This is a genomic window from Bradyrhizobium sp. S3.2.6, assembly GCF_040546885.1.
In the GTDB taxonomy this organism is placed as follows: domain Bacteria; phylum Pseudomonadota; class Alphaproteobacteria; order Rhizobiales; family Xanthobacteraceae; genus Bradyrhizobium; species Bradyrhizobium cytisi.
Genome location: NZ_JBEPOS010000001.1, coordinates 833753 through 859252, shown reverse-complemented (window position 1 = coordinate 859252; position 25500 = coordinate 833753). Strand labels below are relative to the sequence as shown.

Annotated in this window: 21 protein-coding genes; 14 read left to right on the top strand and 7 right to left on the bottom strand. The window is 64.6% G+C overall.

Annotated features, from left to right (window positions below; translation table 11 throughout):
* Window positions 1–17: 17 nt before the first annotated feature.
* Window positions 18–1379, bottom strand: coding sequence for a 3-carboxy-cis,cis-muconate cycloisomerase (pcaB, locus tag ABID58_RS03980; RefSeq protein ID WP_354031598.1), 1362 nt, complete (start codon window positions 1377–1379; stop codon window positions 18–20).
* 410 nt (window positions 1380–1789) lie between these two features.
* On the opposite strand from pcaB, the gene ABID58_RS03975 reads away from it, so the two are divergent.
* A complete protein-coding gene (locus ABID58_RS03975) occupies window positions 1790–3349 on the top strand; it encodes a winged helix-turn-helix domain-containing tetratricopeptide repeat protein (protein WP_354031597.1) in 1560 nt (519 codons plus the stop codon).
* Between the two features lie 181 nt (window positions 3350–3530).
* Here ABID58_RS03975 and ABID58_RS03970 read toward each other — a convergent pair whose 3' ends face one another.
* Together ABID58_RS03970 and mddA are read right to left on the bottom strand one after the other, a co-directional pair.
* Window positions 3531–3953 (bottom strand): GFA family protein, encoded by a 423-nt coding sequence (locus ABID58_RS03970; protein ID WP_148754365.1) that lies wholly within the window; start codon window positions 3951–3953, stop codon window positions 3531–3533.
* Between the two features lie 106 nt (window positions 3954–4059).
* A complete protein-coding gene (gene mddA / locus ABID58_RS03965; RefSeq protein ID WP_354031596.1) occupies window positions 4060–4848 on the bottom strand; it encodes a methanethiol S-methyltransferase in 789 nt (262 codons plus the stop codon).
* A gap of 134 nt (window positions 4849–4982) precedes the next feature.
* Here mddA and ABID58_RS03960 point away from each other — a divergent pair, with 134 nt between their 5' ends.
* Complete coding sequence (locus tag ABID58_RS03960) at window positions 4983–6533, top strand: winged helix-turn-helix domain-containing protein (RefSeq protein ID WP_354031595.1); 1551 nt, start codon at window positions 4983–4985, stop codon at window positions 6531–6533.
* Between the two features lie 20 nt (window positions 6534–6553).
* Here ABID58_RS03960 and ABID58_RS03955 read toward each other — a convergent pair whose 3' ends face one another.
* The 3 genes from ABID58_RS03955 to ABID58_RS03945 all read right to left on the bottom strand — a co-directional run bounded on the left by ABID58_RS03955 (window position 6554) and on the right by ABID58_RS03945 (window position 8752).
* Complete coding sequence (locus ABID58_RS03955; protein ID WP_148754368.1) at window positions 6554–7135, bottom strand: DUF2147 domain-containing protein; 582 nt, start codon at window positions 7133–7135, stop codon at window positions 6554–6556.
* 32 nt (window positions 7136–7167) lie between these two features.
* On the bottom strand, window positions 7168–7830 hold the full coding sequence (locus ABID58_RS03950) for a DUF3313 domain-containing protein (RefSeq protein ID WP_354031594.1): 663 nt from the start codon (window positions 7828–7830) through the stop codon (window positions 7168–7170).
* A 253-nt stretch (window positions 7831–8083) separates the two neighbouring features.
* Window positions 8084–8752, bottom strand: coding sequence for a TetR/AcrR family transcriptional regulator (locus ABID58_RS03945; RefSeq protein WP_354031593.1), 669 nt, complete (start codon window positions 8750–8752; stop codon window positions 8084–8086).
* A gap of 216 nt (window positions 8753–8968) precedes the next feature.
* Here ABID58_RS03945 and ABID58_RS03940 point away from each other — a divergent pair, with 216 nt between their 5' ends.
* The 6 genes from ABID58_RS03940 to ABID58_RS03915 all read left to right on the top strand — a co-directional run bounded on the left by ABID58_RS03940 (window position 8969) and on the right by ABID58_RS03915 (window position 14720).
* Window positions 8969–10519: an ABC transporter substrate-binding protein gene (locus ABID58_RS03940; protein WP_354031592.1), complete on the top strand. Its 1551-nt coding sequence runs from the start codon at window positions 8969–8971 to the stop codon at window positions 10517–10519.
* Window positions 10520–10728: 209 nt separating this feature from the next.
* Window positions 10729–11700, top strand: a complete 972-nt coding sequence (locus ABID58_RS03935) for an ABC transporter permease (RefSeq protein WP_354031591.1) — start codon at window positions 10729–10731, stop codon at window positions 11698–11700.
* The gene (locus ABID58_RS03930; RefSeq protein WP_354031590.1) at window positions 11697–12536 is read left to right on the top strand and encodes an ABC transporter permease; all 840 of its coding nucleotides are present in this window, start codon (window positions 11697–11699) and stop codon (window positions 12534–12536) included. Before ABID58_RS03935 ends, ABID58_RS03930 begins: the two co-directional genes overlap by 4 nt.
* A gap of 2 nt (window positions 12537–12538) precedes the next feature.
* Complete coding sequence (locus ABID58_RS03925; RefSeq protein ID WP_354031677.1) at window positions 12539–14158, top strand: ABC transporter ATP-binding protein; 1620 nt, start codon at window positions 12539–12541, stop codon at window positions 14156–14158.
* A gap of 191 nt (window positions 14159–14349) precedes the next feature.
* Window positions 14350–14514, top strand: coding sequence for a hypothetical protein (locus ABID58_RS03920; RefSeq protein WP_354031588.1), 165 nt, complete (start codon window positions 14350–14352; stop codon window positions 14512–14514).
* Window positions 14511–14720, top strand: a complete 210-nt coding sequence (locus ABID58_RS03915) for a hypothetical protein (protein ID WP_148754375.1) — start codon at window positions 14511–14513, stop codon at window positions 14718–14720. The genes ABID58_RS03920 and ABID58_RS03915 overlap by 4 nt, the downstream gene beginning before the upstream one ends.
* Before the next feature lie 84 nt (window positions 14721–14804).
* Here ABID58_RS03915 and ABID58_RS03910 read toward each other — a convergent pair whose 3' ends face one another.
* Window positions 14805–15098, bottom strand: coding sequence for a hypothetical protein (locus tag ABID58_RS03910; RefSeq protein WP_187435218.1), 294 nt, complete (start codon window positions 15096–15098; stop codon window positions 14805–14807).
* 229 nt (window positions 15099–15327) lie between these two features.
* Here ABID58_RS03910 and ABID58_RS03905 point away from each other — a divergent pair, with 229 nt between their 5' ends.
* The 6 genes from ABID58_RS03905 (at window position 15328) to ABID58_RS03880 (ending at window position 25490) form a co-directional block, all read left to right on the top strand.
* Entirely contained in the window at window positions 15328–15648 is a 321-nt protein-coding gene (locus ABID58_RS03905; RefSeq protein WP_148754377.1) for a hypothetical protein, read from the top strand.
* Window positions 15649–15871: 223 nt separating this feature from the next.
* A complete protein-coding gene (locus ABID58_RS03900) occupies window positions 15872–16597 on the top strand; it encodes an outer membrane protein (protein WP_354031587.1) in 726 nt (241 codons plus the stop codon).
* 177 nt (window positions 16598–16774) lie between these two features.
* Window positions 16775–18916 (top strand): methyl-accepting chemotaxis protein, encoded by a 2142-nt coding sequence (locus ABID58_RS03895; protein ID WP_354031586.1) that lies wholly within the window; start codon window positions 16775–16777, stop codon window positions 18914–18916.
* Window positions 18917–19049: 133 nt separating this feature from the next.
* Window positions 19050–20111, top strand: a complete 1062-nt coding sequence (locus ABID58_RS03890) for an MBL fold metallo-hydrolase (protein WP_354031585.1) — start codon at window positions 19050–19052, stop codon at window positions 20109–20111.
* 335 nt (window positions 20112–20446) lie between these two features.
* Entirely contained in the window at window positions 20447–21676 is a 1230-nt protein-coding gene (gene hemA / locus ABID58_RS03885) for a 5-aminolevulinate synthase (RefSeq protein ID WP_354031584.1), read from the top strand.
* A 304-nt stretch (window positions 21677–21980) separates the two neighbouring features.
* Window positions 21981–25490, top strand: coding sequence for a PAS domain-containing hybrid sensor histidine kinase/response regulator (locus ABID58_RS03880; protein ID WP_354031583.1), 3510 nt, complete (start codon window positions 21981–21983; stop codon window positions 25488–25490).
* Window positions 25491–25500 lie beyond the last annotated feature (10 nt).

The window sequence follows — 25500 nt, the reverse complement described above, 5'->3', positions numbered from 1 at the left end:
TTCACGCAGCTTGGTTTTCAACGCGTTGCCGATTTCAGCACCCGGTCGACCATATCAGGCGCCAGACCGAGGTAATTTTTCGGCGAAGTGAGGGCCTCGATGGTCGCGCGATCGATCTGGGCTGCGACGCGCGGATCGGCCGACAGCGCGTCGGCGAGGCTGATGGCCGTCTCGTTGGCGAGCAGGCAGGCGTCATAGACCACGTCGTGTGCATCCTGCCGGCCGATCTGCGGCGCCAGCCCCATCATGACCGCTTCGGCCACAATCAGACCGCGACTAAGGGCGAGGTTGTCGTTCATCTTTGCCTCGTCCACGATGAGGCCGGCGAGCGCGAACTTCGCCTGATGAAGGGAGCCTGCGGTCAGCACGAAACTTTCGGGGATCGCCATCCATTCGGCGTGCCACGGACCGGTGGCGCGCTCGAAATCCTGCACCATGGCATCCAGCATCAACCCGGCGTGCTGACGTACGGCCTTGGATGCGGCGAGCATCAGCTCCGAGGAGATCGGGTTGCGCTTCTGCGGCATGGTCGAGGAGGCACCGCGCCCCTTGACGAAGGGCTCGTAGACCTCGCCGAACTCGGTCGAGGCCATGATCATGATATCGAGCGCGATCTTGCCGAGCGAGCCGGTGACGAGCGCGAGGAAATTCACGGCTTCGGCGAAGCCGTCGCGCGCGACATGCCAGGTGGAGGCGGGAACGCCGAGCTTCAGCTCGGCGCAGAGCGCCTCCTGCACCTCGAACCCCTTGTCGCCCAGCGAGGCCAGCGTGCCGGCGGCGCCCGCAAACTGACCGACGAGAACCCGCGGCTTCAATTGCTCAAGACGCTCGGCATGGCGGTCGAACATCGCGAGCCAGATCGCGGTCTTGTAACCGAAGGTCACCGGCAGCGCCTGCTGCAGGTGGGTGCGGCCGGCCATCGGCGTGTCGCGATGGCGCTTGGAGAGATCGGCAAGGATTTTGCGCAGCTCGGCGATATCGCGCTCGACAATCTCCAGCCCCGCGCGCAATTGCAGCACCACGGCGGTGTCCATGATGTCCTGCGTGGTCGCGCCCCAATGCACATAGCGGCCGGCCTCGCCGCATTGCTTCACCATCTGATGCACCAACGGGAGGATCGGGTAACCGACGATGTCGGTCTCCTGCCGCAGCAGATCGAAGTCGAGCGCAGCGACATCGGTGCGCGCCGCGATCTGGTCGGCGGCCTCCTGCGGGATCACGCCGCATCGCGCCTCCGCCTTCGCCAGCGCCACCTCGATCTCGGCATAGCGCGCGACCAGCGCGACGTCGGAAAACACCTCGCGCATCGCAGGCGTGCCGAAGGCATCGCGAAACAGCACGGAGTCGAGCACGGTGGTCGAGGCGGGAAAAGCGGGCATGGGCGTTTCTTTGCGGCTGGCTTGGTTTATGTGGCGACAGCTTACGCAGGATATCCAGCGGAGCAATGAACATTCACTGTTGGACACACGGCCAATGTCGTCCCGACAAAAGCCAGCACATTGGTGAGATGTCGCGCTCGCTGTCTCAGCACCGTCATCCACACTGTCGCCGCGGCGGGATTCTGGATTGCTTCGCTGCGCTCGCAATGACGGCGACGCGAGTCGCATTCCTGTCCACACTTTAAGTGGTCACCTTCTAACTCAGGTTGCATTCCTCCGCGCAAATGGCATAGCAGCCATCTGGCCTCGCGGTGAACCGAACTGACCTTCCCGCGGACTCACAGACTTCAAGTCGAATCCCATTTGATTTCATTATTGCCTGATGTCGTTGTGAGGTCTGAGTTTTCGACGTGCAGTTTCTGTTCCAGGACCACCTTCTCGATACCGACCGGCGCGAGCTGAGTCGCGAGCAGGTTCCCGTGTCCGTGGAACCGCAGGTCTTCGACCTCGTGGTCCACCTGATGGAGAACCGCGACCGGGTCGTCAGCAAGGACGAGCTGATCGACAAGATCTGGCACGGCCGCAGCGTTTCCGAATCGACATTGACCAGCCGGATCAATGCCGCGCGCAAGGCGATCGGCGACAGCGGCGCGAACCAGGCGCTGATCCGCACCATCGCGCGCAAGGGCTTTCGCTTCGTCGGCGACGTCGAGACCAAGTCCGCCGCGGCAGCGATGGAACCGCGCCGCAGCGTCACAACGTCGCACGAGATACCTGCGCTGCCCGACCGCCCCGCGATCGCCGTGCTGCCCTTTACCAATATGAGCGGCGACCGCGAGCAGGACTATTTCTCCGACGGCATCAGCGAAGACATCATCACCGCATTGTCGAAGCTGCGCTGGTTCTTCGTCGTCGCGCGCAACTCCTCCTTCGTCTACAAGGGCCGCGCCGTGCATCTCCACGAGATCGCGCGCGAGCTCGGCGTACGCTACGTGCTCGAAGGCAGCGTGCGGCGAAGCGGCGATCGCGTGCGCATCTCCGCCCAGCTCAACGATGTCTCGACCGGCGGCCATCTCTGGGCCGAGCGCTACGACCGCGAGCTTGCCGACATCTTTGCCGTACAGGACGAGATCACCGAAGCCATCGTCGCCGCGATCGAGCCGCAGCTCTACGCCGCCGAAAATTTTCGCGCCCAGCAGAAGCCGCCGGGCAGCCTCGACGCCTGGGACTTCGTGATGCGCGCGCTGTCGCATTACTGGCACATCACGCGCGAGGACAATGCATCGGCGCAGGCGCTGCTCGAGCAGGCTATCGCGATCGACCCCGCCTATGGCAAGGCGCTGGGCCTGCTCGCCACCAGCCACATTTTTGGTGCGCATATGGGCTGGGCCGATATGGCCGCGACTGTCCCGGTTGCCGAACGCGCGGCGCTTGCCGCGGTCGAGGCCGATCGCGACGACGCCTGGGCCCATCACGGTCTCGCCTATGCCTATCTGTTCCGGCGTCGCTTCGACGACGCGCTGGCGGAATTCGAGCTGACGCTGACGCTCAATCCGAATTTCGCGATGGCCCACGCCTTCTACGGCGTCACGCTATGCTACGCCGGACGCTGGCAGGACGGCGATGCGGCTGCACGCCGCGCGCTACAGCTCAGCCCGCGCGATCCGCTTGCTGCGATCTATTGCGGCGTTGCCGGCTACGCCCAGTTCATCGGCCGCAATTACGAGGACGCCATGCAGATGGCGCGGGAATCGATGCGGCAGCGGGCCGATTTCGTCGGCGCGCATCGCGTGCTGACAGCGGCCGCCGGCATGTCCGGCGATCCCGCACTCGCCGCCTCCGCGCTGGAAGGATTGCGACGCACCCAGCCCGGCATCTCGCTCGCCTGGATCACGCGGGAGCTGCCGATGCTGCGGGAAGAGGACCGCGCGCATTATCTCGAAGGATTTCGGCGCGCGGGGATGAGGTAGATCCTTCTCTCCACAATGACGGTGCACCCTCGCCCCTTGTGGGAGAGGGTGGCTTCGATGCGTAGCATCGAAGCCGGGTGAGGGGTCTCTGTCCTCACGAGCAGTCTCGCGATTGGAGAAAACCCCTCATCCGGCGCTTCGCGCCACCTTCTCCCACAAGGGGAGAAGGGAAGAAGGCCCGCTACTCCTGCACCATCTCGCCGCTGCCGCCGAACTCGGCGGGAAAATCCTTCAGCTTGGGCAGGCCGTCGCGCATCGGCAGCACCGTCTCGGAATAGTTGACGTGGACGCCGGGCGTGAAGGCGAGCGTCGGGATGGTGGCGGTGAAGACGTCGATCAAATCGAGCGGCGGGTGGTTGGTCATGAGATGACCGCCGCACTTCCCGCAATATTTGCGCTGGCTGAGCGGCGTCTTGACGAAGGTCTCGACGTTCTGCGCGCCTTCGGTGATGCGCACGGCCTCCGGCTTCCACAGGCTGAAAGCGTTTACCGGTCCGCCCGACCACGAGCGGCAGGAACGGCAGTGACAATAGCCCATCGCCGCTGGTTCGCCCGTGACCTCGACCGTGACCGCGCCGCAGAAGCAGTGTCCGACATGTTTCATCTTGGTTGTCTCCTGAGGTGGAAATTGGGATTCAGATCCTTGGATAGCGAATGAAGTCCTGTCGCGCGTCCTCCGATCGGCGGACGCGCGACGGAACACACGGCGGCTAGACTGACCGGCGCCAGGGAATAAGCATCGACACCCGTTGTTTGTACTGCCGGTATTCGTCGCCAAAGAGATCGACGAGATCGTGCTCCTCCAGCGCGATGCCGACGAAGATGTAGGCCGTGGTCACGGCCGCGAACAGCAGATGGCCTGCGGTCATGGTCGGTGCCGCCCAGAAGGCGATGATAAAGCCGAGATAGATCGGGTGACGGACGAATTTGTAGAGCAGCGGCGTCTTGAACCGCGGCGGCGCGGCCTCCTTGCCGACGAGATGGTTGGTCACCTGATGCAATCCGAACAATTCGAAATGATTGATGATGAAGGTCGAGATGAACACCAGCACCCAGCCTGCGAACGACAGCGTGACCAGCGTCACGGCAAGATCCGGATCGGCGACGTCCCATATGACCGACGGCAACGGTCGCCACTGCCAGAACAGGAGGAGCAATGACAGGCTCGCCAACAGCACATAGGTCGAGCGCTCGACCGGCTTGGGGACGAATCGGGTCCACCACGCCTTGAAGCGCTGGCGCGCCATCACGCTGTGTTGAACGGCGAACAGCGTCATCAGCAGCAGATTGATGATCACGGCTTCGGCCGTCGGCGTGTCGGTGCCGGTGTCGATGGTCTTCGGCACCACCAGCCCCATCACAAAGCCGATCGCGTAGACAATCGTAACGAAAAACACGAGATACGCCGCAATTCCGTAAAGAAAGGCGATGAACTTGAAAACTCTCGAGCCCGAAACGTCGGGGCGCAGGGAATGAACCTGATGATCAATTTGAGTCATAAGCAGCTCCGTTGTGCCAAAACATCGGCACTTCATTGGTCGCTGCACCATGCCGCATCGGACGTGCCCTGACTTTCGCGGACGGTTGATTTTCGCCTGAGACGACTTTGATTTTTGCTTGAGACGACAGAAACGTGCGATTTCTCTTTGAAAACAATGTGCTCGACGGCAACCTGCGGGAGCTGACCTGCGGCGGGACGGCCATTCCGTTGCAGCCGCAAGTGTTCGATCTCCTGCTTTATCTGGTCGCGGAACGCGCGCGGGTGGTCAGCAAGGATGACCTGATCAGCCAGATCTGGAGCGATCGCATCGTCTCGGATTCCGCGCTGAACAGCCGGATCAACGCCGCGCGCAAGGCGCTGGGAGACGATGGAGCGACGCAGCGGCTGATCAAGACGATTCCACGCAAGGGCTTTCGTTTCGTCGGCGAAGTTCGGGAAGATCTGGCAGCAAAGCCTGTTCCGGCCGAGGTCGCACCGGGTTCCCCGCGCGTTGCCGCCGACCGTCCGGGCATCGCGGTGCTCGCCTTCGAGAACATGAGCGGTGATCCCGCCCAGGAATATTTCGGCGACGGAATCAGCGAGGACATCCTCACCGCGCTGTCGAAGCAGCGCTGGTTCATCGTGATCGCCCGCAACTCGTCCTTCACCTACAAGGGGCGCGCGGTCCACATCAAGCAGATCGCCGAGGAGCTCGGCGTCCGCTACATCGTCGAGGGCAGCGTGCGCAAGGTGGACAACCGCGTGCGCATCACCGCGCAGCTCAACGATGCCACCACCGGCGGGCATCTCTGGGCCGAGCGCTACGACCGCGAGCTGGTCGACGTCTTCGCCGTGCAGGATGAGATCACCGAGCGGATCGTCGCGGCGATCGAGCCGCAGATCCACGCCGCGGAGAATTTTCGTACGCATCGCAAGCCTCCATCGAGCCTTGATGCCTGGGACCTGCTGATGCAGGCGCTGTCGCATTACTGGCGGATAACGCCGCAGGACCACGCCGCGGCGCAGAAGCTGCTCGAGCGCGCAATCGCGATCGATCCGGATTACGGCCAGGCGCTGGCGGTGCTGGCGGCGAGCCACATGTTCGGCGTGCATCTGGGCTGGGCGGAGCTCGCCACGACGGCGCCGATCGCGGAGAGCGCCGCGCTCGCCGCGATGCGCTGCGACCACGAGAATGCCTGGGCCCATGCCGCGCTCGGCAGCGTCTGCTTCTCGACGAGCCGGCTTGCGGACGCGCTGTCCGAGTTCGAGCAGGCGCTCGCGCTCAACCCGAACTTCTCGCTGGCACAGGGCTATTACGCGCTGGCGCTGTCCTATGCCGGACGACCTAGCGACTCGTTCGAGGCGGCGCAAAAGGCGATCAGGCTCTCGCCGCGCGATCCGTCGCTGGCGATCTATTACGGCATCGCCGGCTATGCGCGCTTCACCGAGCGGCGGTATGACGAGGCGATCGCGCTCGCGCGCGAGGCGATCCGCCATCGCGGCGATCTCACCGGCGCCTATCGCGTGCTCGCCGTTTCCGCCGGCATGACCGGCGACGGCGCGCTCGCGGATATGGCGCTGGGAGAGCTGCGCCGCACCCAGCCCAACATCTCACTGCATTGGATCGCGACGCAACTGCCGTGGGCGAACGATGCGGATCGCGAACATTATCTGGAGGGGTTTCGGCGCGCGGGGTTGAGGTGATCGGCGCGACTGACGCGCGGCTATTTCGTTTTGGCTTCCGTCTTGACCTGTATCGGCTTCGGTGCGGGCGCGGCGGCCCACTCCTTGTCGGCGCGGGGGCCGTTGAGGTCGCCGGTCAGGCCGACCAGCTGGCCGGGCTGCACGTCGAGGGTCTGCTGCCAGGTCTGGGTCTGGCACAACAACTTGATCAGGCAGCCCTTGAGCTTGAGGCGGTCGGCGGACTCACGCCAGAGCGAGACCGAATAGAACTTGCCGTCCTCGGCATTGTAGATGTCGCCGGCGAACCGGCCATCGGACGTCGCCTGCAGGCCCATGATCAGCTGGTGGCCGAGCAGCGCGCGGGGGCGCTTGTCGGGGTCGGGATTTTCCTTGTCGCGGTGAGGCTGCCCGCGCTTGTCGGCCGGCTCCTTCATCCAGACGATGAAGCCGCAGATGCGGTCGCGCGTCGGTCCACATCGCTCCAGCCTGATACGCGCGCGACCGTCCTCGACGAGCCAGGTGCCGCTGGGATCATTGGGCGTGACGGCGCCGGCGCGGCCGCCGAGCACCATCATCACGACGGTGATGGCGACGCGCAGCACGAAGCGAAGGAGAAAGTTCATCAGCGGCACCTTTCGTTGGCTGGGTTTGAGCGTCAGTTGAGTTGTGCCATCAGCGCGTCGGCGCCCTTATCAAGGCCGGCGGTGGCGGCCGCGAGCGCGCCGACGCTGGCCTTGATGTCGTAGGCGCCGGGGTATTGCTTGGTGACGTAGGCGCTGATCAGGCGCGAGGTTGCGGCGTCGAAGATCTCGACGCCATAGATGACCGAGCCGGTCATCATTCCCTCGCCATCACGCGCGGCCTGCACGCCGTTGTAGACCGCGCCGGCCATGTCGAAACGCGAAAGCGTGCCGAGCACGGGCGTGTTGGTGACGGCGCCGGTGAGCGTGAGCCTGATCCGAAGCGTGTTCGGCCCGCGCTCACGCACCACGGCGAAGCGGCCTCGCAGCCGATCTGCGAAGCAGTTCTGCATGTAGGCGGCGAGTGTCGCCTTGTCCTTGTCGGAGATGTCGCCGAACTGATGGTCCTTGCCGCGGTAGACCACGACCGGATCGAGCATCACTTTATGATAAGCGTGCCAGTCGACCGGTGTGGAGTAGCGGTAGGGCACGCGGCCGGAGCTATCCGACTTGTCCGGGGCCATGTAGGCCGAGGACGCCATCTCCGAATAGGGCACGGGCGCAACCGAGGCGCAGCCGGCGACGGCCGCGCCAAGCACCAGCATTCCCAGACCGCGCAGGGCGATCGAGCGATCCATTGCAGAAACTCCTTTTGCGGCTCGTCGAAAGGCAAAGGCGACCGCAGCCGCGTGTGGGGCCAGACGCGGCTGCGGGGCTCACCATTGCCAACCCAAGGCATCGTCCAGGGCCAATTCAGAAGCCTGGGGCCGCCTCAGTGTTGTTATATATAAAACCGACCAGTTGGTTTGTAAACTGCGAAGATGACACCTGGCACATTTGGCCGCAGGCGCAGCTTTGGGCAGCGGCCGGTTGGAATTTGTTAATGATGAATCAGGCGCGTTTGCGCGGGGTTGCGGCCTTTGCCGCCGGTGCTGCGCCGGACTTTGCGGCGCGTGCCTTGGTCGGCTGTTCCTTGGCCGGCCGTTCCTTGGCCGGCTGCTCGACGCCGGCCCATTGCCCGTCGTCGAGCAGACGCGCAAACAGGCGATCATGCTCGTCCTTGCTGAGCGGCGACATGCCGAATAGCGAGCTCAAAAGCAGTCCACGGGCCGCAGCCCAGCGCAACAGCGCGAGATCGGGATCGGCGGACTCCGCCTTGATGGCCGCCACTCTCTTCATCTCCCGCTCACGCGGCAACATCATCAGGCCGGGGTTCTCGACCATGGCCGCAACGAGCGCCAGCGCGGCGGAATTCGGCGACGTGGCCGCTTCCCGCACGGTGGCGAGCTGGGTCGCCAAATTGGGATTTGCCGAGGTTGCGCTCACCTTCGCCATATAGCCGGTCGAGAATTCCTCGAAATGCTCCATCTGCCGCTCCAGCAGCGCCTTGAGCACAGCTTCCTTGGTGCGGAACTGGTGCATCACGCCGCCCTTGCTGAGACCACTCTCGCGCGCGATGGCATCGAGCGTCAGCCGGCCGGGCCCGTCGCGCGCAATGATCCTGATCGCCGCTTCGAGCGCAGCGTTGCGGGATCGTTCGGAGCGTGTGGCATTGTCCATGGCCGACTTGTCTCCGTGACAAGAACATGAATCAAGTGAAAACAGGACGCGCTGTACATTTTTTGTGCGAACACTGTCGAGACTTTCATCTTGCGGCGCCGAATGAGACTATGTGAGCCTCGATGGTGGATGGGGACTGGGATGGGCCGGCCGTCGCTTCGCGCGCGAGGACGTTGCGAAGCGTTTACGGCTGGTCTCGCTTGAGAAAGATACGACATGTCGAAACGAGTGTTGCTTGGTCTCCTGCTGGCTTGCGGGCTCACGGCCTCGGCGCTGGCGCAAGAGCCCAAAATGGGGGGCACGATCAATGCCGTGATCCAGCCCGAGCCGCCCGGCCTGATGCTTGCGATGATCCAGAACGGTCCGACCCAGATGGTATCGGGCAACATCTTCGAGGGCTTGCTGCGCTACAGCCCCAAGCTCGAGCCGGTTCCGGAGCTCGCCGAGAGCTGGAGCGTCAGCGAGGACGCCAAGACCTACACCTTCAAGCTCAGGAAGGGCGTCACCTGGCATGACGGCAAGCCTTTCACCGCGGCCGATGTGCTGTTCTCGGTCGAGATGCTGAAGCAGACCCATGCGCGTGCCCGCAACAACCTCGCGCAGGTCGACAAGGTCGAGGCGCCCGACGATTATACTGTCGTCTTCACGCTGAAGCAGCCGTTCGGCCCGTTCCTCGGCATCTTCGAGGTCGGCTCGATGCCGATGGTGCCGAAGCATCTCTATGACGGCACCGACTGGAAGACCAATCCCTACAACAACGCGCCGGTCGGCACCGGCCCCTTCATGTTCAAGGAATGGCAGAAGGGCTCGTTCATCCGGCTGGTCAAGAACCCGAATTACTACGAGAAGGGCAAACCCTATCTCGACGAGATCTACTGGCAGATCATCCCCGACGCCGCCGCGCGCTCGGTGGCCTATGAGACCGGCAAGGTCGACGTGCTGCCCGGAGGCTCGGTCGAGAATTTCGACGTGCCGCGGCTGTCCAAGCTGAAGGACACTTGCGTCACCGGCGCGGGCTGGGAGTTCTTCTCGCCGCTGGCCTGGCTGTGGCTGAACAACCGCCAGGGGCCGCTCGCCGACAAGCGGGTGCGGCAGGCGATCATGTATGCGATCGACCGCGATTTCGCCAAGGACGTGATCTGGAACGGGCTCGGCAAGGTCGCAACCGGTCCCTCGGCCTCGACCATCAAGTACTACACCGATGACGTGCCGAAATATCCGTACGATCCGGCCAAGGCCAAGGCGCTGTTGAAGGAAGCCGGCTACAAGGGCGAGAAGATCCGCCTGCTGCCGCTCGCCTATGGCGAGACCTGGCAGCGCTGGGGTGAAGCCGTAAAGCAGAACCTCATGGACGTCGGCATGAACATCGAGACGATCGCCACCGACGTTGCCGGCGGCAACCAGAAGATCGGCGACTGGGATTACGATATCGCCTTCACCTATCTCTACCAGTACGGCGATCCCGCACTCGGCGTCGGCCGCAACTACGTCTCAAGCGCCATCGCCAAGGGCCAGGTGTTCAACAATGTCGAGGGCTACTCCAATCCGGAGATCGACAAGCTGTTCGCCGATGGCGCGGTCGCAACGCCAGACTCCAAGCGCAAGGAGATCTACGAGAAGGCGCAGAAGATCCTGGTCGAGGATGTGCCGGTGGCCTGGATGCTCGAGCTGCAATTCCCGACCATCATGCGCTGCAAGGTCAAGAACCTGATCACCACCGGAATCGGGGTCAATGACGGCTTCAAGGACGCATGGCTCGACAAGTGAGTCCTGCCCTCTTCTTCACCTCTCCCCGCGTGCGGGGAGAGGTCGAATGTGCGCATAGCGCACATTCGGGTGAGGGGGAGTCTCCACGAGTCCAACTGCTGATACCCTCGCGGAGAGTCCCCCTCACCCCAACCCTCTCCCCGCACGCAGGGCGAGGCAGCCCACCGCCACCGCGGCTCCAGGTCACGTTACAAGATATGACTCCCTAGATGCTCTCTTTCGTCGCTCAGCGTGTCGTGAAGGGCGTGATCGTCCTGCTCGCGATCGTCGTCCTCAATTTCTTCCTGATCCGGCTTGCGCCCGGCGACCCCGCGGTCGTGATGGCCGGCGAGGCCGGCGCCAGCGACCAGGTCTTCGTCCAGCAGCTGCGGGAAAAATTCGGCCTCGACAAGCCGCTGCCCGAGCAGCTCTTCATCTACGTCAAGGGCATCGCAACCCTCGACCTCGGCTTCTCCTTCCGCCAGCAGGCGCCGGTGTCGAAGTTGATCCTGGAGCGGCTGCCGGCAACGCTGTTGTTGACGCTGACCGCGTTCGCGATCTCGCTCGCGCTCGGGGTCCTGTTCGGCACTTTCGCCGCCCGCTTCGCCGGAACCTTCCTCGACACCGCCATCACCATCTTTGCGCTGATCTTCTACGCCATGCCGATCTTCTGGGTCGCGCTGATGGGAATCCTGCTGTTCTCGGTCGCGGTCGACTGGCTGCCGAGCTTCGGTTACGAGACGGTCGGCGCCAACCTCACCGGCCTCGCCCATCTCATCGATGTCGCAAAGCACCTGATCATGCCGGCGATGACGCTCGGCCTGTTCTTCATGGCGACCTATACCCGCATGACGCGCGCCTCGATGCTGGAGGTGAAGCGGCTCGACTTCGTCAAGACCGCGCGCGCCAAGGGCCTTTCCGACGCCGTGATCCAGCGCCGCCATGTGCTGCGCAACGCGCTGCTCCCCGTCGTCACGCTCGCCGGCGTCCATGCCGGCACACTGATCGGCGGCGCCGTCATCACGGAGACCGTATTCGCTTGGCCCGGCATCGGGCGTCTGATGTACGACGCGCTGCTGCAGCGTGACTACAATCTGCTGCTCGGCGTGTTCGTGACCTGCTCGGTCATGGTGCTGATCTTCAACCTCATCACCGACCTGGTCTATCGCCTGGTCGACCCACGCATCGAATTCGCCGCATGAAACAGTTCTGGAAATCGATGCTGAAGAGCCCGAGCGGCGTCATCGGGCTCGTCATCCTGCTGCTTGCGATCTCGATTGCGGTGTTCGGGCCGTTGCTGTTCCCGAACTCGCCCTGGCGCATGGTGCAACGGCCGTTCCTGCCGCCGTTCACGCTCGCGACCGTACCGCTGGGCACCGACGCACTTGGCCGCGACGTATTCGCCGGCATGATCTTTGGCGCACGCGTCTCGCTGCTGGTCGGTCTCGTCTCGACGCTGGTCGCACTGGTCGTCGGCGTGCCGATCGGCGCCATGGCCGGCTATTTCGGCGGCAAGGTCGATGACGCGCTGATGCGCTTCACCGAGTTCTTCCAGACCATTCCGAGCTTCGCGCTCGCGATCGTGCTGGTGGCAATCCTGCAGCCGTCGATCTACTCGATCGTGGCCTCGATCGCAGTGGTGAGCTGGCCGCCTGTCGCGCGCCTTGTCCGCGGCGAGGTGCTGTCGCTGCGCACGCGCGAATATGTCCAGGCCGCCGTGGTCACCGGACAGAGCAACACCTGGATCATCCTGCGCGAGATTCTGCCCAACGCGCTGTCGCCGGTGATCGTGCTGGCCTCGCTTATGGTGGCAACCGCGATCCTGCTGGAATCCTCGCTGTCCTTCCTCGGGTTGGGCGACCCCAATCTGATCTCCTGGGGCTACATGGTCGGCGCCGGCCGCACCGTGATCCGCCAGGCCTGGTGGATCACGGTATTTCCCGGCGTCGCGATCCTGATCTCGGTGCTCGGGCTCAACCTGATTGGCGAAGGCCTCAACGACGCGCTCAATCCGCGCCTGTCGCGGGATGGACGCTGATGATGACCGCCCCGCCCGCCGTCTCCATCAAGAACTTGCGGATCGCGCTGCCCAAGGGCGCCGAGCGTCCCTTCGCCGTCGACGGCGTCTCGCTGGATTTGCGACCCGGCAAGATCGTCTGCGTGGTCGGCGAGTCCGGCTCCGGCAAGTCGATGTGCGCGCATGCGCTGATGGGGCTGCTGCCGGATACGGTGAGCGTCACCTCCGGCGAGATCCAGTTCGAAGGCCGCGACCTGCTCAAGCTCGACGATGACAGGTGGCGCGACCTGCGCGGCCGTCGTCTCGCGATGATCTTTCAGGAGCCGATGACCGCGCTCAATCCTTTGATGCGGATCGGCGATCAGATGGCGGAGATGTTCGAGGCCCACGGCCTGCTCACGCCGAGAGAGCGACGCGCGAAGGCGCTGTCGCTGGCGCGCGAGGTCGGCCTGCCCGACCCCGAGCGCATCGTGCGCGCCTATCCGCACCAGCTCTCCGGCGGCCAGCGCCAGCGCGCCATGATCGCGATGGCGCTCGCGCTCGAGCCGGCCGTGCTGGTCGCCGACGAGCCGACCACCGCGCTCGATGTCACGACGCAGGCACAGATCCTGAAACTGATCCGCAATCTCCAGCGCAGCCGCAACATGGCGGTGATGTTCATCACTCATGACTTTGGTGTCGTCGCCGATATCGCCGACCAGGTCGTGGTGCTCCGGCATGGCAAGGTCGTGGAGGAAGGCCCCGCCGCGACCGTCTTCAACGAGCCAAAGCACGATTACACCAAGGCACTGCTCGCCGCCGTGCCGTCGATGCACCCGCCGGCGCGCGCGCCCCTCGACGATCAGGCCCGAGCCGTCGAAGTGATCGGGCTCGACAAGACCTACGTCACCTCGGGCGGCTGGTTTCGCGAAGACCGTCGCGTCGATGCCGCGCGCGCGGTGAACTTCAACATCCTCAAGGGCGAGACGCTCGGCCTCGTTGGCGAATCCGGCTCCGGCAAATCGTCGGTGGCGCGGCTGGTGATGCGGTTGATCGAGGCCGATCGCGGCACGGTGCGGATCGGCGACACCGATCTCACGCAACTCTCAGGCAAGGCGCTGCGCGCCGAACGCCATCGCATCCAGATGATCTTTCAGGATCCGTTCGCTTCGCTCAACCCGCGCCGCAAGATCGGCCACATCATCGCCGACGGCCCGATCGCGGCCGGCGCTGATTCGAAGGCCGCATTCGACCGCGCTCGCGATCTCCTCAAGATGGTCGGCCTGGACGCCGGGGCGCTCGAGCGCTATCCGCATGAATTCTCCGGCGGCCAGCGCCAGCGCATCGGCATTGCGCGCGCGCTCGCGCTCGAACCCGAGATCATCGTCGCCGACGAAGCCGTCTCCGCACTCGACGTCTCGGTGCAGGCGCAGGTGCTGAGGCTGCTCGAAGACCTCAAGGCGCGCCTTGGGCTCTCGATGCTGTTCATCACCCACGATCTCCGCGTCGCCGCCCAGATCTGCGACCGCATAGCGGTGATGCAGCGTGGCGTCATCGTCGAGCTGAAGCCGACCGCGCAGCTCTTCGCCGCGCCCGAGCATCCCTATACGCGCGAGCTGCTCGCGGCGGTGCCGGGGCAGAAGGAGCGCGCGCCGGCAGCGTGACGCGGACGGTATTCGGTTCGGCTCCGGACAATTGGACCGAATCGAACCGAATCCGCAGCGCCGACGCAGTCACGCGCTTTTTATTCCTCGTGACCGCCCGCGCAGCTTCAAAGCTGGAGACGGCCTCCTACATCGAATTGGAATGATCTCCATCATCTCATGGTGGATTTGCCGATAGATTTGGAGCCGACATGGGCCAGGTTATTCAGTTCGTTTCAAAATCCGAGCGCGAACGCGTTCGCCTCATCCAGGAAGCACGCGCGATCTATGACAGCATCTTCCCGCCGGCTGATCCGGTAAGCGAGCGGCAGGACAAGGCGGCGATCGGCCGCGACGGCGTGAGTAGCCTCTCGTGATCAAGATCATCGCAGTGCTCTGCAGTCTCTCGACTCCGGGAAATTGCCACGAGCAGATTGTCACCACGTCTGACCTCGCCGAGATCTCGATGCGGTCCTGCATGATGGGCGCACCGCAGCTTGCCGAATGGATGAACCAGCATCCGGCCGAGCGGCTGGCGGGATGGCGCTGCGTGATGGGTCAACAGGGCGGCAGAGGCACCTAGCGCCGCTCTCAAATGATACTCCCGTTGCTGGGCTTGATCAGGCAACGCGCGGCGCGGAAGGCTGACGCGCGCGGCAGTCAGGCCCTATCGCATCGGCGGATTGGTGTTGCTCCAGGTCGGGGCTGCGTTGGTGACGCCGACCGACGGCCAGTTATATGTCCCGATCGAGGGTGCCGTCACCGTCCCGACAGACTGGCCGGATGTCCCATAATAGGTCCTCGGCTGCGCCGCAGTCGCTCCGGGGCCGCTATTGGTCGGTGCCATCACGCCCGTGGCATAATGTCGGCTCGACCTGTGCTTTTTCGCTTCAGCCGCGAACGGCGCGGCAAGCAGTCCGGTCGTGATGAGTGCGGCTATGACGAGCCTGGTCGTTGTCATGACTGATCCCTTCATTCGCTCCGCGCCTGCTGCGCCATATGTTCATTCATCAAAGAATTCCCATAGGCCCCCGTTCATAACTCCGTGTGCGCGGAAACGTGCCGTAGCGCCATGACGCCGCACAATCAGCGCCGCCTGGGCCGGCACGCCGAACGACCATGGCTGCCTTCGGATGGACCCGAATCAGCATTAGTGCATTGGCTTCAGCAGTCTCCCGAATGCGAGCAGCATGACCGGCCCCGAATTGAAGCAACTCCGCGCCGACCTTTCCGACGCCATAGAGCGCGAGCTCACCGCGGTCGACATGGCGAAACTGTGTGCCTTGCCGGAGAAGGGCGGTGCCGACACGATCCGGCGTTGGGAGGTGAGCGGGCCGACGCTGGCCGCGACCAAGGTGCTGCGCGTGCTCGCGATGGCAAGCGAGCGCTATCCGATCCTGGAGAAGTTCGACATCTTCGATCGCCACGACGTGCGCGTGGAGGACCGACCAGCGAAGCGCGCGGCCTTCCGCGCGCAGATGCGCGACGAGGTGCTGCGGCGTCTTGGTTAACAAGACGCGCGTGCAGGTTACCGGACGGCGCTCGGATTAAGCCTTCCTTCACCACTTCTTAAGCCGGCATTAATCACGAAAATCATTTAGCGCCCAATAAGTTAGGTTGGGCGCCGATGTGCCATGCATGTGACAGCATTTTCGTCAAAAGCCAGCTATCTGCAAAACCAACGACGGCGCGGAAAGCGCGCCTGCCGGGAACATAAGTGCTGGAGTTTGGACTATGAAGAAGATTCTGTTTGCGACCGTGGCGCTGCTCGTGGTGGGCGCGGCTGCGCCGGCGATCGGTGCCGATCTCGGCGCCCGCCCCTATTACAGCAAGGCTGCGCCGGCCTATGCCGCGCCGATCTACAACTGGACCGGCTTCTATATCGGCGCGCATATCGGCGGCGCGTTCTCCAGCGACAACAATTTCAACGGCCTCTCCACCGGCAACAACGGCAACGGCCGTTTCCTCGGTGGTCTGCAGGCTGGTGCAGACTGGCAGTTCAACCCGAGCTGGGTGATCGGTGCTGAAGCTCAGTATTCCTGGCTCTCCGGCAATGTCGGCGCAGTGTTCCCGGGCGGCGTGGCCTACACCAACGACCAGCGCGGCCTCGGCTCGATCACCGGCCGCGTCGGCTACACCTGGGGCCCGGGCCTGCTCTACGTGAAGGGCGGCTACGCCTATTCGGACAACAACGAGAAGGTGACGATCGGCGGCGTGCCGACCGGCTTCATCATCGCCGGCGATCACCGCAACGGCTACACCGTCGGCGCCGGCCTCGAGTACATGTTCGCGCCGAACTGGTCGGCCAAGGCCGAGTACCAGTATTACAATTTCGGCGACGCGCACTTCACCGCGGGTCCGCTGGTCGGCACCGGCAACTTCACTACCGACGACCACACCTTCAAGGCCGGCCTCAACTACCGCTTCAACTGGGCGAGCCCGATGGTCGCGCGCTACTGATCGCGCCTTCAAAAAATCCCTTCGCTATCGAGGGCCGGCACCGCTGCCGGCCCTTCCTTTTTCGCTCTGCGGAACTTGCCAAGCGTGCCAAGCAATTGTGCAACTTGCGATTTTTTAACCCGCGCCGAGGATACTGCGCAGCGAAAATAAGAGATTACGGGCGTGGGGGAATTTTCGATGGCGATCCGTCTGAGCTTGGGCCGATTGAAGCCGCGTTTCAAAATGCCGAAATGGGGCCTGCGCGGCAGCCTGTTTGCGGCCTTTGCCGTGATCGCGGGCATGGGCCTCGTGATCGCCGCCGGCGCCGGCTTCGTGTTCAACCATCTCGGCACCACCATGATGGATCTGAGCGGTCGCGACATCCCGCGCCTGTCCGCGAGCCTGCAGCTCTCCTCGCAGAGCGCGACGCTGGCAGCGCAAGGACCGGGCCTGCTCGCATCTCCAAGTGATGATGCGCTGAACGAGCGCACCAAGAACGTGGAGGACATCCAGCACCTCGCGATGGCCAAGCTCGGCGAGATCATCGAGCTCGGCGCCGACAAGCAGGTCGCCAGCGCGCTCGGCGAAACCGTCAAGAGCATCGATGAAGCCACCAAGAGCCTGGTGTCGGCGGCGAAGGAGCGTCTCGACACGATTGCGCTGCATAACAAGCAATATGAGGCGCTGCGCAAGGCGCAGCTCGCCTTCGTCGGCGCTGCCAACCCCGCAATGCTGGATACCCAGACACGGCTGAGCGCAATCCTGGCATCGACAAACGTGTCGGCAGACGACGCCATGGAGGCCGTCCGCTCCGTCGGTCAGATCAGCACGGTGCTTGCCAACGGAAATCTGATGGCCGCTGACATGATGGCCGCCTTGTCCGCCAACTCCAGCGATACGCTGGAGACGATCGAACACGAATTCAAGGCGGTCCGCGACCGCGTCAAGTGGAACCTGGAGGACCTGCCCGACACTCCCGCAACCACTGCGGTGAAGGTCGCAATGCAGAAATTGCAGACGTTCGGCGAGGGCAAGACCGGCGTGTTCAAGATTCGCCAGAAGGAGCTCGACGCCATCGACTACGGCCAGACCATCCTGGACGAGACCCGCAAGCTCAATGTCGGTCTCGGCATCAGCGTGCAGCAGCTCGTCGACGGCGTGCAGAAGGAGACCAATGCGTCGACCTTCCAGGCGCGCCAGGAGATCTCGCTCGCCACCACCGCAATGCTGGCCCTGGGCGGGCTCACCCTGATCGGCTCGGCGCTGTTCGTCTGGCTCTATGTCGGCCGCAACATCCTGCGCCGCATCCGTGAGCTTCAGCGCGCCATGCAGCTGCTCTCGGCCGGCGACCTCGACACCGAGATCGTCCGCTCCCGTCAGAACGACGAGATCGGCGCGATGAAGGAAACGCTGACGGTGTTCCGCGACAGCATGATCGAAGCCCGGGCTCTTGCGAGCGAGCAGGACAAGGATCGTGTCATCAAGGCCGAGCGCGCGGCGCAAATGGAGGCGAAGATCGCGGAGTTCGAGGGCACGGTGCGCACCGCGCTCGACAATCTCGCGCAATCGGCCAATTCGATGCAGTCGACCGCGCAGAGCATGTCCAACACCGCGGATCAGTCCAACGCGCTGGTGAACGCAGTCGCCTCCGCGGCCGAGGAGACCTCGGTCAACGTGCAGACCGTATCGTCAGGCACCGAGCAGCTGTCGTCCTCGATCGAGGAGATCAGCAAGCAGGTCGTGACCTCGGCCGCGATCGCCAAGAAGGCGGTCGACGAGGCCGGCGCCACCGACGCCACCGTGCAGAGCCTTGCCGACAGCGCAAGCCGCATCAGCGTCGTGGTCGACCTGATCCAGACGATTGCGTCGCAGACCAATCTGCTCGCGCTCAACGCCACCATCGAGGCGGCGCGCGCGGGCGAGGCAGGCCGCGGCTTTGCGGTGGTCGCCTCCGAGGTAAAGAGCCTCGCCAGCCAGACCGCAAAGGCGACGGAGGAGATCCGCACCCAGATCGCCAGCATGCAGCAGGTCACGACCTCCGCCGTCGGCGCCATCCAGGGCATCGGCCGGATCATCGGCGAGATCGACAACGTCACCACGACGATCGCGGCTGCGGTCGAGGAACAGGGCGCTGCGACCCGCGAGATCGCCCGCAACATCCAGCATGCGGCCGGCGGCACCAGTGAGGTCTCCAGCAACATCGTCGGCGTCTCCACCGCTTCGGCCGAGGCCGGCGCCGCGGCCACCGAAGTGCTGAGTGCATCGGACGCCCTCCGCCGCGAAGCCGATATGCTGCGCGGAGAGATCGACGCGTTCCTCAACAACATGCGGGCGGCGTAAGGACGCCGTCCCTTAGCCCGGATCGAGCCCGTAATCCGGGCTACGGAAAACCGCGCGGAATGACCGCCATGCGGACGGGCCGCGGGTTCTTTTTCGGCTGGCGCCCCGCCCGCGCTGGGTTTAAGCGGATAGCATGAACGCAAAAACCGACACCGTGCCGTCCTCCGCCGAGGCCCTACGCTATCCCTGGGAACAGCATCCCGGCCCCGAAGAGGTCGTGGAAGTCAGGCCCGGCGTGTTGTGGGCACGGCTGAAGCTGCCGTTCCGCCTCAACCATGTGAACATCTATCTGCTCGCCGATGGCGACGGCTATGCGATGGTCGATGCCGGCTTCGGCAACGAGGAGACGATCGAGGCCTGGACAAAACTGTTCGAAGGGCCGCTGAAGGGCGTCCACATCACGCGTCTCATCGTCACCCACTCGCACCCCGATCATGTCGGCCTCGCCGGGTGGATCGTCGAGCGGTTCAACTGTCCGCTGGTGATGTCGCAGGTCGAATATCTGCAATCGGTCTATCACCAGAACCGCGGCACCGAAGAGCGGCGCGAAGCGCAGCGGCTGTTCTTCCGCCGTCACGGCATGGATGAATCGCTCACCGAAAAGCTGCTCGGCCGCGGCCAGGACTATCTCAAGCGCGTTTCGGTGCTGCCGCCGTCCTACCGCCGCATCTCGCATGGCGACGAGGTCGTGATCGGCTCGCGCCGCTTCAAGGTGATCACCGGCGGCGGGCATGCGCTCGACCAGGTGATGCTGTATTGCGCAGACGACAAGCTGTTCCTCTCCGCCGACCAGGTGCTGAGCAAGATCTCGCCCAATGTCAGCGTGTGGGCGGTCGAGCCCGACCAGAATTCGCTCGGCGAATATCTGGCCTCGCTTGCGAGCCTCACCACCACCCTGCCCTATGATCTGCTGGTGCTGCCCGGCCATGGCGTGCCGTTCTACGGATTGAAGACCCGCATCAAGCAGCTCGCCGATCACCACGAGGAGCGCTGCCGCCTGATCGCGGAAGCCTGCCGCGAGGTGCCGCAGACCTCACGCGCCCTGGTGCCTGTGGTGTTCAACAAGCACGTGCTGGACGAGCACCAGATGGGCTTCGCCGCCGGCGAGCTCGTCGCCCACGTCAACTATATGATTGTCGAGGGCCGGCTGACCGCCGAGACCAGAGACGGCGTGCTCCAGTTCAGGACGACGTGAGCGGTGTCACAGCCTCGCCCCGCTTGCGGGGAGAGGCCGACGCGCGAATGCGCGGCGGGTGAGGGGGACTCTCCGCGCGTCCAATTCTCACCGTCCCCGTGGAGACCCCCCTCACCCCACCCTCTCCCCGCAAGCGGGGCGAGGGAGCAGCCGGATGCTGCAGAGCAGCATCAAAGGTCGCGCGGACTTGATCGGGATCAAGCTTCAAATCGCATGATAGGGCATTTTGCCCAAATGCCCGTCACGCCCAAATGTGGGATAGCGCATAGACACTAGAGTTGGAAAAGCTCTAAGTAGATGCGCCCTTTTGGTCAGTTCCGTCTCAGGTTGCACCGATGGATTACGCCCAGTTCTTCAGTTCCGCCCTCGATCGCCTCCACACCGAGCGGCGCTACCGCGTGTTCGCCGACCTCGAGCGTATCGCCGGCCGGTTCCCGCATGCGCTCTGGCACTCGCCGAAGGGCAAGCGCGACGTCGTGATCTGGTGCTCCAACGATTACCTCGGCATGGGCCAGCACCCGAAGGTGGTCGGCGCCATGGTCGAGACCGCAACCCGCGTCGGCACCGGTGCAGGCGGCACCCGCAACATCGCCGGCACGCATCATCCGCTGGTGCAGCTCGAGGCCGAGCTCGCCGACCTCCACGGCAAGGAAGCCGCGCTGCTGTTCACCTCGGGTTACGTCTCGAACCAGACCGGCATCGCCACCATCGCAAAGCTCATTCCGAACTGCCTGATCCTGTCGGACGAGCTCAACCACAATTCGATGATCGAGGGCATCCGCCAGTCCGGCTGCGAGCGGCAAGTGTTCCGCCACAACGATCTCGGCGACCTCGAAGCGCTCCTGAAGGCCGCCGGTCCGAACCGGCCGAAGCTGATCGCCTGCGAGAGCCTCTATTCCATGGACGGCGACGTCGCCCCGCTCGCAAAGATCTGCGACCTCGCCGAGAAGTACGGCGCGATGACCTATGTCGACGAGGTTCACGCCGTCGGCATGTACGGCCCGCGCGGCGGCGGCATTGCCGAGCGTGACGGCGTCATGCATCGCATCGACATCCTCGAAGGCACGCTGGCCAAGGCGTTCGGCTGCCTCGGCGGCTATATCGCGGCCAACGGCCAGATCATCGATGCGGTGCGCTCCTATGCCCCGGGCTTCATCTTCACCACCGCGCTGCCGCCGGCGATCTGCTCGGCCGCGACCGCCGCGATCAAGCATCTGAAGACCTCGAGCTGGGAGCGCGAGCGCCACCAGGATCGCGCCGCCCGCGTCAAGGCGATCCTCAATGCCGCCGGCCTGCCGGTGATGTCGAACGACACCCATATCGTGCCGCTGTTCATCGGCGATGCCGAGAAGTGCAAGCGGGCCTCGGATATGCTGCTCGAGGATCACGGCATCTACATCCAGCCGATCAACTATCCGACCGTCGCCAAGGGCACCGAGCGCCTGCGCATCACGCCCTCGCCCTATCATGACGACGGCCTGATCGACCAGCTCGCCGAAGCGCTGCTGCAGGTGTGGGACCGCCTGGATCTGCCGCTGCGCGAGAAGTCGATGGCGGCGGAGTAGGCTCGCTCCCCTTTGCCTCTCCCCGCTTGCGGGGAGAGGCCGGATCGCATCGCCAGATGCGATCCGGGTGAGGGGGAGTCTCCGCGAGTCCAACTCTGACCGTCCCCGCGGAGAGCCCCCCTCACCCCACCCTCTCCCCGCAAGCGGGGCGAGGCAGCGCAAGCAGCTCACCCCGCGACTTAACGACAACCTCAGTTCCCGCCGCCACCCGGCATTTCGCTGTCGCCTCTGGCTGCCCAACGCGCTAGATTTGCAGGGAAAATGAGATCGGGCGCTACCGCGCCATGGGAGAAGCACGCTCGCCATGCTGCACGACTGGGGCGTGATCGCTGCCGCGTTCGGCTACATCGGCTTCCTCTTCCTGGTGGCGAGCCATGGCGACCGCCGCTCGCCGGCCGGCCGCGGCCGCGCGTCCGGGCTGATCTACCCGCTGTCGCTGGCGATCTACTGCACGTCCTGGACCTTCTTCGGCTCGGTCGGCTTTGCCACCCGCACCTCGACCGACTTCCTCGCGATCTATGTCGGCCCGATCCTGATGATCGGTCTCGGCGCCGGCGTGCTCCGCCGCGTGATCCAGCTTGCGAAGGCGCACAACATCACCTCGATCGCCGACTTCATCGGCGCGCGCTACGGCAAGAGCCAGGCGGTGGCGGCCACCGTGGCGCTGATCGCGATCATCGGCTCGGTGCCCTACATCGCCCTCCAGCTCAAGGCGGTCGCCTCCTCGCTCGAAGTCATCCTGAGCGAGGACCAGGCGTTCTCCCACATCCCGATCCTCGGCGACATGGCGCTGATGGTGACGCTGGCGATGGCAGCCTTCGCGGTGCTGTTCGGCACCCGGCAGACCGACGCCACCGAGCATCAGCACGGCCTGATGCTGGCGGTCGCGACCGAATCCATCATCAAGCTGGTCGCCTTCCTCGCCGCCGGCATCTTCGTCACTTTCTGGATGTTCTCGCCGCACGAATTGATCGAGCGCGCGATGAAGACGCCGGAGGCGGTGCGCGCCATCGACTATTCGCCGTCGATCGGCAACTTTCTCACGATGACGCTGCTGTCGCTGTGCGCGATCATGCTGCTGCCGCGCCAGTTCCATGTCAGCGTGGTGGAGAACTCCTCGGATGCCGAGGTCAGCCGCGCCCGCTGGCTGTTCCCGCTCTATCTCGTCGCCATCAATGTGTTCGTGATCCCGATCGCGCTCGCCGGCCTCGTCACCTTCCCGTTCGGCGCAGTCGACCCTGATATGTACGTGCTGGCATTGCCGATGGAGGGCGGCGCGGGACTGCTCAGCGTCGCCGTCTTCGTCGGCGGCCTGTCGGCGGCAACCGCGATGGTGATTGTCGAGTGCGTTGCGCTATCCATCATGGTCTCCAACGATCTCGTGGTGCCGCTGGTGCTCAAGAGGCGGCCCGACGGCCGTGCCGGCGCCACCGATTTCGGCGACTTCCTGCTGCGCTCACGGCGGCTTGCGATTTTCGCCATCATGGTGATGGCCTATTTCTACTATCGCGCGCTGGGCAACACCCAGCTCGCGGCGATCGGCCTGCTGTCCTTTGCCGCCATCGCACAACTCGCGCCCGCCTTCTTCGGCGGCCTGTTGTGGCGGCGCGCCACCGCTCGCGGCGCCATCGGCGGCATGATGGTCGGCTTCGCCCTATGGCTCTACACACTGTTCGTACCGAGCTTCATGGATTCCTCGACCGCGGGCATTATGCTGCTCCAGCACGGCCCGTTCGGCATCGAGGCGCTGCGGCCGCAGGCGCTGTTCGGCGCCGACCTGCCGCCGCTGATGCATGGCGTGGTCTGGTCGCTCTCGCTCAACATCCTCACCTACGTGCTGCTGTCGCTGGCGCGGCAACCCTCGTCCATCGAGCTGGTGCAGGCCGACCTGTTCGTGCCCAACACGCTCGCGCCCATCGCCCCGAATTTCCGCCGCTGGCGCACCACCATCACGGTGCAGGACATCCAGACCACGGTCGCGCAATATCTCGGGCCCGATCGCGCCCGGCAATCGTTCGAGGCGTTCTCGGCACGGCGCAACATGCGGCTGGAATCCGGCGCACCAGCCGATTTCGAGCTGCTGCAGCACGCCGAGCATCTGATCGCCTCTTCGATCGGGGCTGCGTCCTCACGCCTCGTGATGTCGCTGCTGCTGCGCAAGCGTACGGTCTCCGCGAAAGCCGCGCTGAAGCTGCTCGACGATTCCCATGCGGCACTGCATTTCAACCGCGAGATCCTGCAGACCGCGCTCAACCATGTGCGCCAGGGCATCGCGGTGTTCGACGCCGACTTGCAGCTGATCTGCTCCAACCGGCAGTTCGGCGATCTGCTCAACGTGCCCCCGCATTTCATCCAGTTCGGCACGCCGCTCCGCGAGATCCTGGAGTTCATGGGCGTGAGCGACCCCGCCAATGAGGCTGACCGCGAGGCGATGATCGAGCAGCGGCTCGTGGCCTACACCACCGACAGCGAGCCCTATCTCGAACGCCTGCCGGAACGCCACATGGTGATCGAGGTGCTCACCAACCGCATGCCCGGCGGCGGCTTCGTCATCACCTTCACCGACGTCACGCCGACCTTCGAGGCGGCGGAAGCGCTGGAGCGTGCCAACGCGACGCTGGAGAAGCGCGTGCGCGACCGCACCGAGGAGCTGACGCGGTTGAACTCCGAGCTCGCGCTCGCCAAGAGCAGCGCGGAGGACGCCAGCATCTCCAAGACGCGCTTCCTCGCCGCCGCCAGCCACGACATTCTCCAGCCGCTGAACGCAGCGCGGCTCTATGTCACGAGCCTGGTCGAGCGCCAGCACAGTGGCGAGGAGACGCGGCTGGTCGAGAACATCGACGAATCGCTGCAAGCCATCGAGGAAATCCTCGGCGCGCTGCTCGATATCTCCAGGCTCGATGCCGGCGCGATGACGACCTCGATATCGAGCTTCAAGATGGCCGATCTGATGCGCTCGCTGGAGATCGAGTTCGCACCGATCGCCCGCGCCAAGGGCCTCGATCTCACCTTCGTGCCCTGCTCGCTCCCGGTCGAGTCGGACCGGCTGCTGCTGCGGCGGCTGTTGCAGAATTTGATCTCGAACGCGATCAAGTACACCCCGCGCGGACGCGTGCTGGTCGGTTGCCGCCGCCACGGCCCCTCGCTCAAGATCTGCGTCTACGACACCGGCGTCGGCATCCCCACGGTCAAGCGCGGCGAGATCTTCAAGGAATTCCACCGTCTCGAGCAAGGCGCGCGGATCGCGCGCGGGCTGGGGCTGGGTCTCTCGATCGTCGAGCGGCTGGCGCGCGTGCTCAACCACGGCATCGCCATCGACGCCAATACGAGCGGCGGCTCGTTGTTCTCCGTGACGGTCCCGACCGCGAAGGCCGTGACGCTCACCGCGGCGGTGACCAGCGCAACGCCGCTGGCGCGCACACCAATCGCAGGCGCGCTGATCGTCTGCATCGAGAACGACGCCGCGATCCTCGACGGCATGCGGACTCTGCTGAAGGCCTGGGGCGCGGAGGTGATCGCGGTCGCCGATCCCGAAGGCGCGATCGCCGCGATCGAAGCGGCCGGCCGGCGCGTCACCGGCCTGCTCGTCGACTATCACCTCGACCGCGGCAATGGCGTCGCCGCGATCCGCGACATCCGCCGCCGCTTCGGCGACACCATCCCCGCGATCCTGATTACCGCCGATCGCAGCCCTGCCGTGCAGATGGCCGCACGCGACGAGAGGATCGCGGTGCTGAACAAGCCGGTGAAGCCGGCCTCGCTGCGTGCCTTGCTCGGGCAATGGCGGACGCAGCAGATGGTGGCCGCGGAGTAAAATCCGGGGT

Excerpts from the sequence above, each read along its gene's own strand:
- ABID58_RS03910 (WP_187435218.1), bottom strand. The coding sequence starts at position 15,098 with ATGACAACGACCAGGCTCGTCATAGCCGCACTCATCACGACCGGACTG.
- ABID58_RS03925 (WP_354031677.1), top strand. The coding sequence starts at position 12,539 with ATGACCGCCCCGCCCGCCGTCTCCATCAAGAACTTGCGGATCGCGCTG.
- ABID58_RS03895 (WP_354031586.1), top strand. The coding sequence starts at position 16,775 with ATGGCGATCCGTCTGAGCTTGGGCCGATTGAAGCCGCGTTTCAAAATG.
- pcaB (WP_354031598.1), bottom strand. The coding sequence starts at position 1,379 with ATGCCCGCTTTTCCCGCCTCGACCACCGTGCTCGACTCCGTGCTGTTT.
- ABID58_RS03945 (WP_354031593.1), bottom strand. The coding sequence starts at position 8,752 with ATGGACAATGCCACACGCTCCGAACGATCCCGCAACGCTGCGCTCGAA.
- mddA (WP_354031596.1), bottom strand. The coding sequence starts at position 4,848 with ATGACTCAAATTGATCATCAGGTTCATTCCCTGCGCCCCGACGTTTCG.
- ABID58_RS03970 (WP_148754365.1), bottom strand. The coding sequence starts at position 3,953 with ATGAAACATGTCGGACACTGCTTCTGCGGCGCGGTCACGGTCGAGGTC.
- ABID58_RS03900 (WP_354031587.1), top strand. The coding sequence starts at position 15,872 with ATGAAGAAGATTCTGTTTGCGACCGTGGCGCTGCTCGTGGTGGGCGCG.
- ABID58_RS03950 (WP_354031594.1), bottom strand. The coding sequence starts at position 7,830 with ATGGATCGCTCGATCGCCCTGCGCGGTCTGGGAATGCTGGTGCTTGGC.
- ABID58_RS03940 (WP_354031592.1), top strand. The coding sequence starts at position 8,969 with ATGTCGAAACGAGTGTTGCTTGGTCTCCTGCTGGCTTGCGGGCTCACG.
- ABID58_RS03935 (WP_354031591.1), top strand. The coding sequence starts at position 10,729 with ATGCTCTCTTTCGTCGCTCAGCGTGTCGTGAAGGGCGTGATCGTCCTG.
- ABID58_RS03920 (WP_354031588.1), top strand. The coding sequence starts at position 14,350 with ATGGGCCAGGTTATTCAGTTCGTTTCAAAATCCGAGCGCGAACGCGTT.
- ABID58_RS03930 (WP_354031590.1), top strand. The coding sequence starts at position 11,697 with ATGAAACAGTTCTGGAAATCGATGCTGAAGAGCCCGAGCGGCGTCATC.
- hemA (WP_354031584.1), top strand. The coding sequence starts at position 20,447 with ATGGATTACGCCCAGTTCTTCAGTTCCGCCCTCGATCGCCTCCACACC.
- ABID58_RS03880 (WP_354031583.1), top strand. The coding sequence starts at position 21,981 with ATGCTGCACGACTGGGGCGTGATCGCTGCCGCGTTCGGCTACATCGGC.
- ABID58_RS03955 (WP_148754368.1), bottom strand. The coding sequence starts at position 7,135 with ATGAACTTTCTCCTTCGCTTCGTGCTGCGCGTCGCCATCACCGTCGTG.
- ABID58_RS03890 (WP_354031585.1), top strand. The coding sequence starts at position 19,050 with ATGAACGCAAAAACCGACACCGTGCCGTCCTCCGCCGAGGCCCTACGC.
- ABID58_RS03905 (WP_148754377.1), top strand. The coding sequence starts at position 15,328 with ATGACCGGCCCCGAATTGAAGCAACTCCGCGCCGACCTTTCCGACGCC.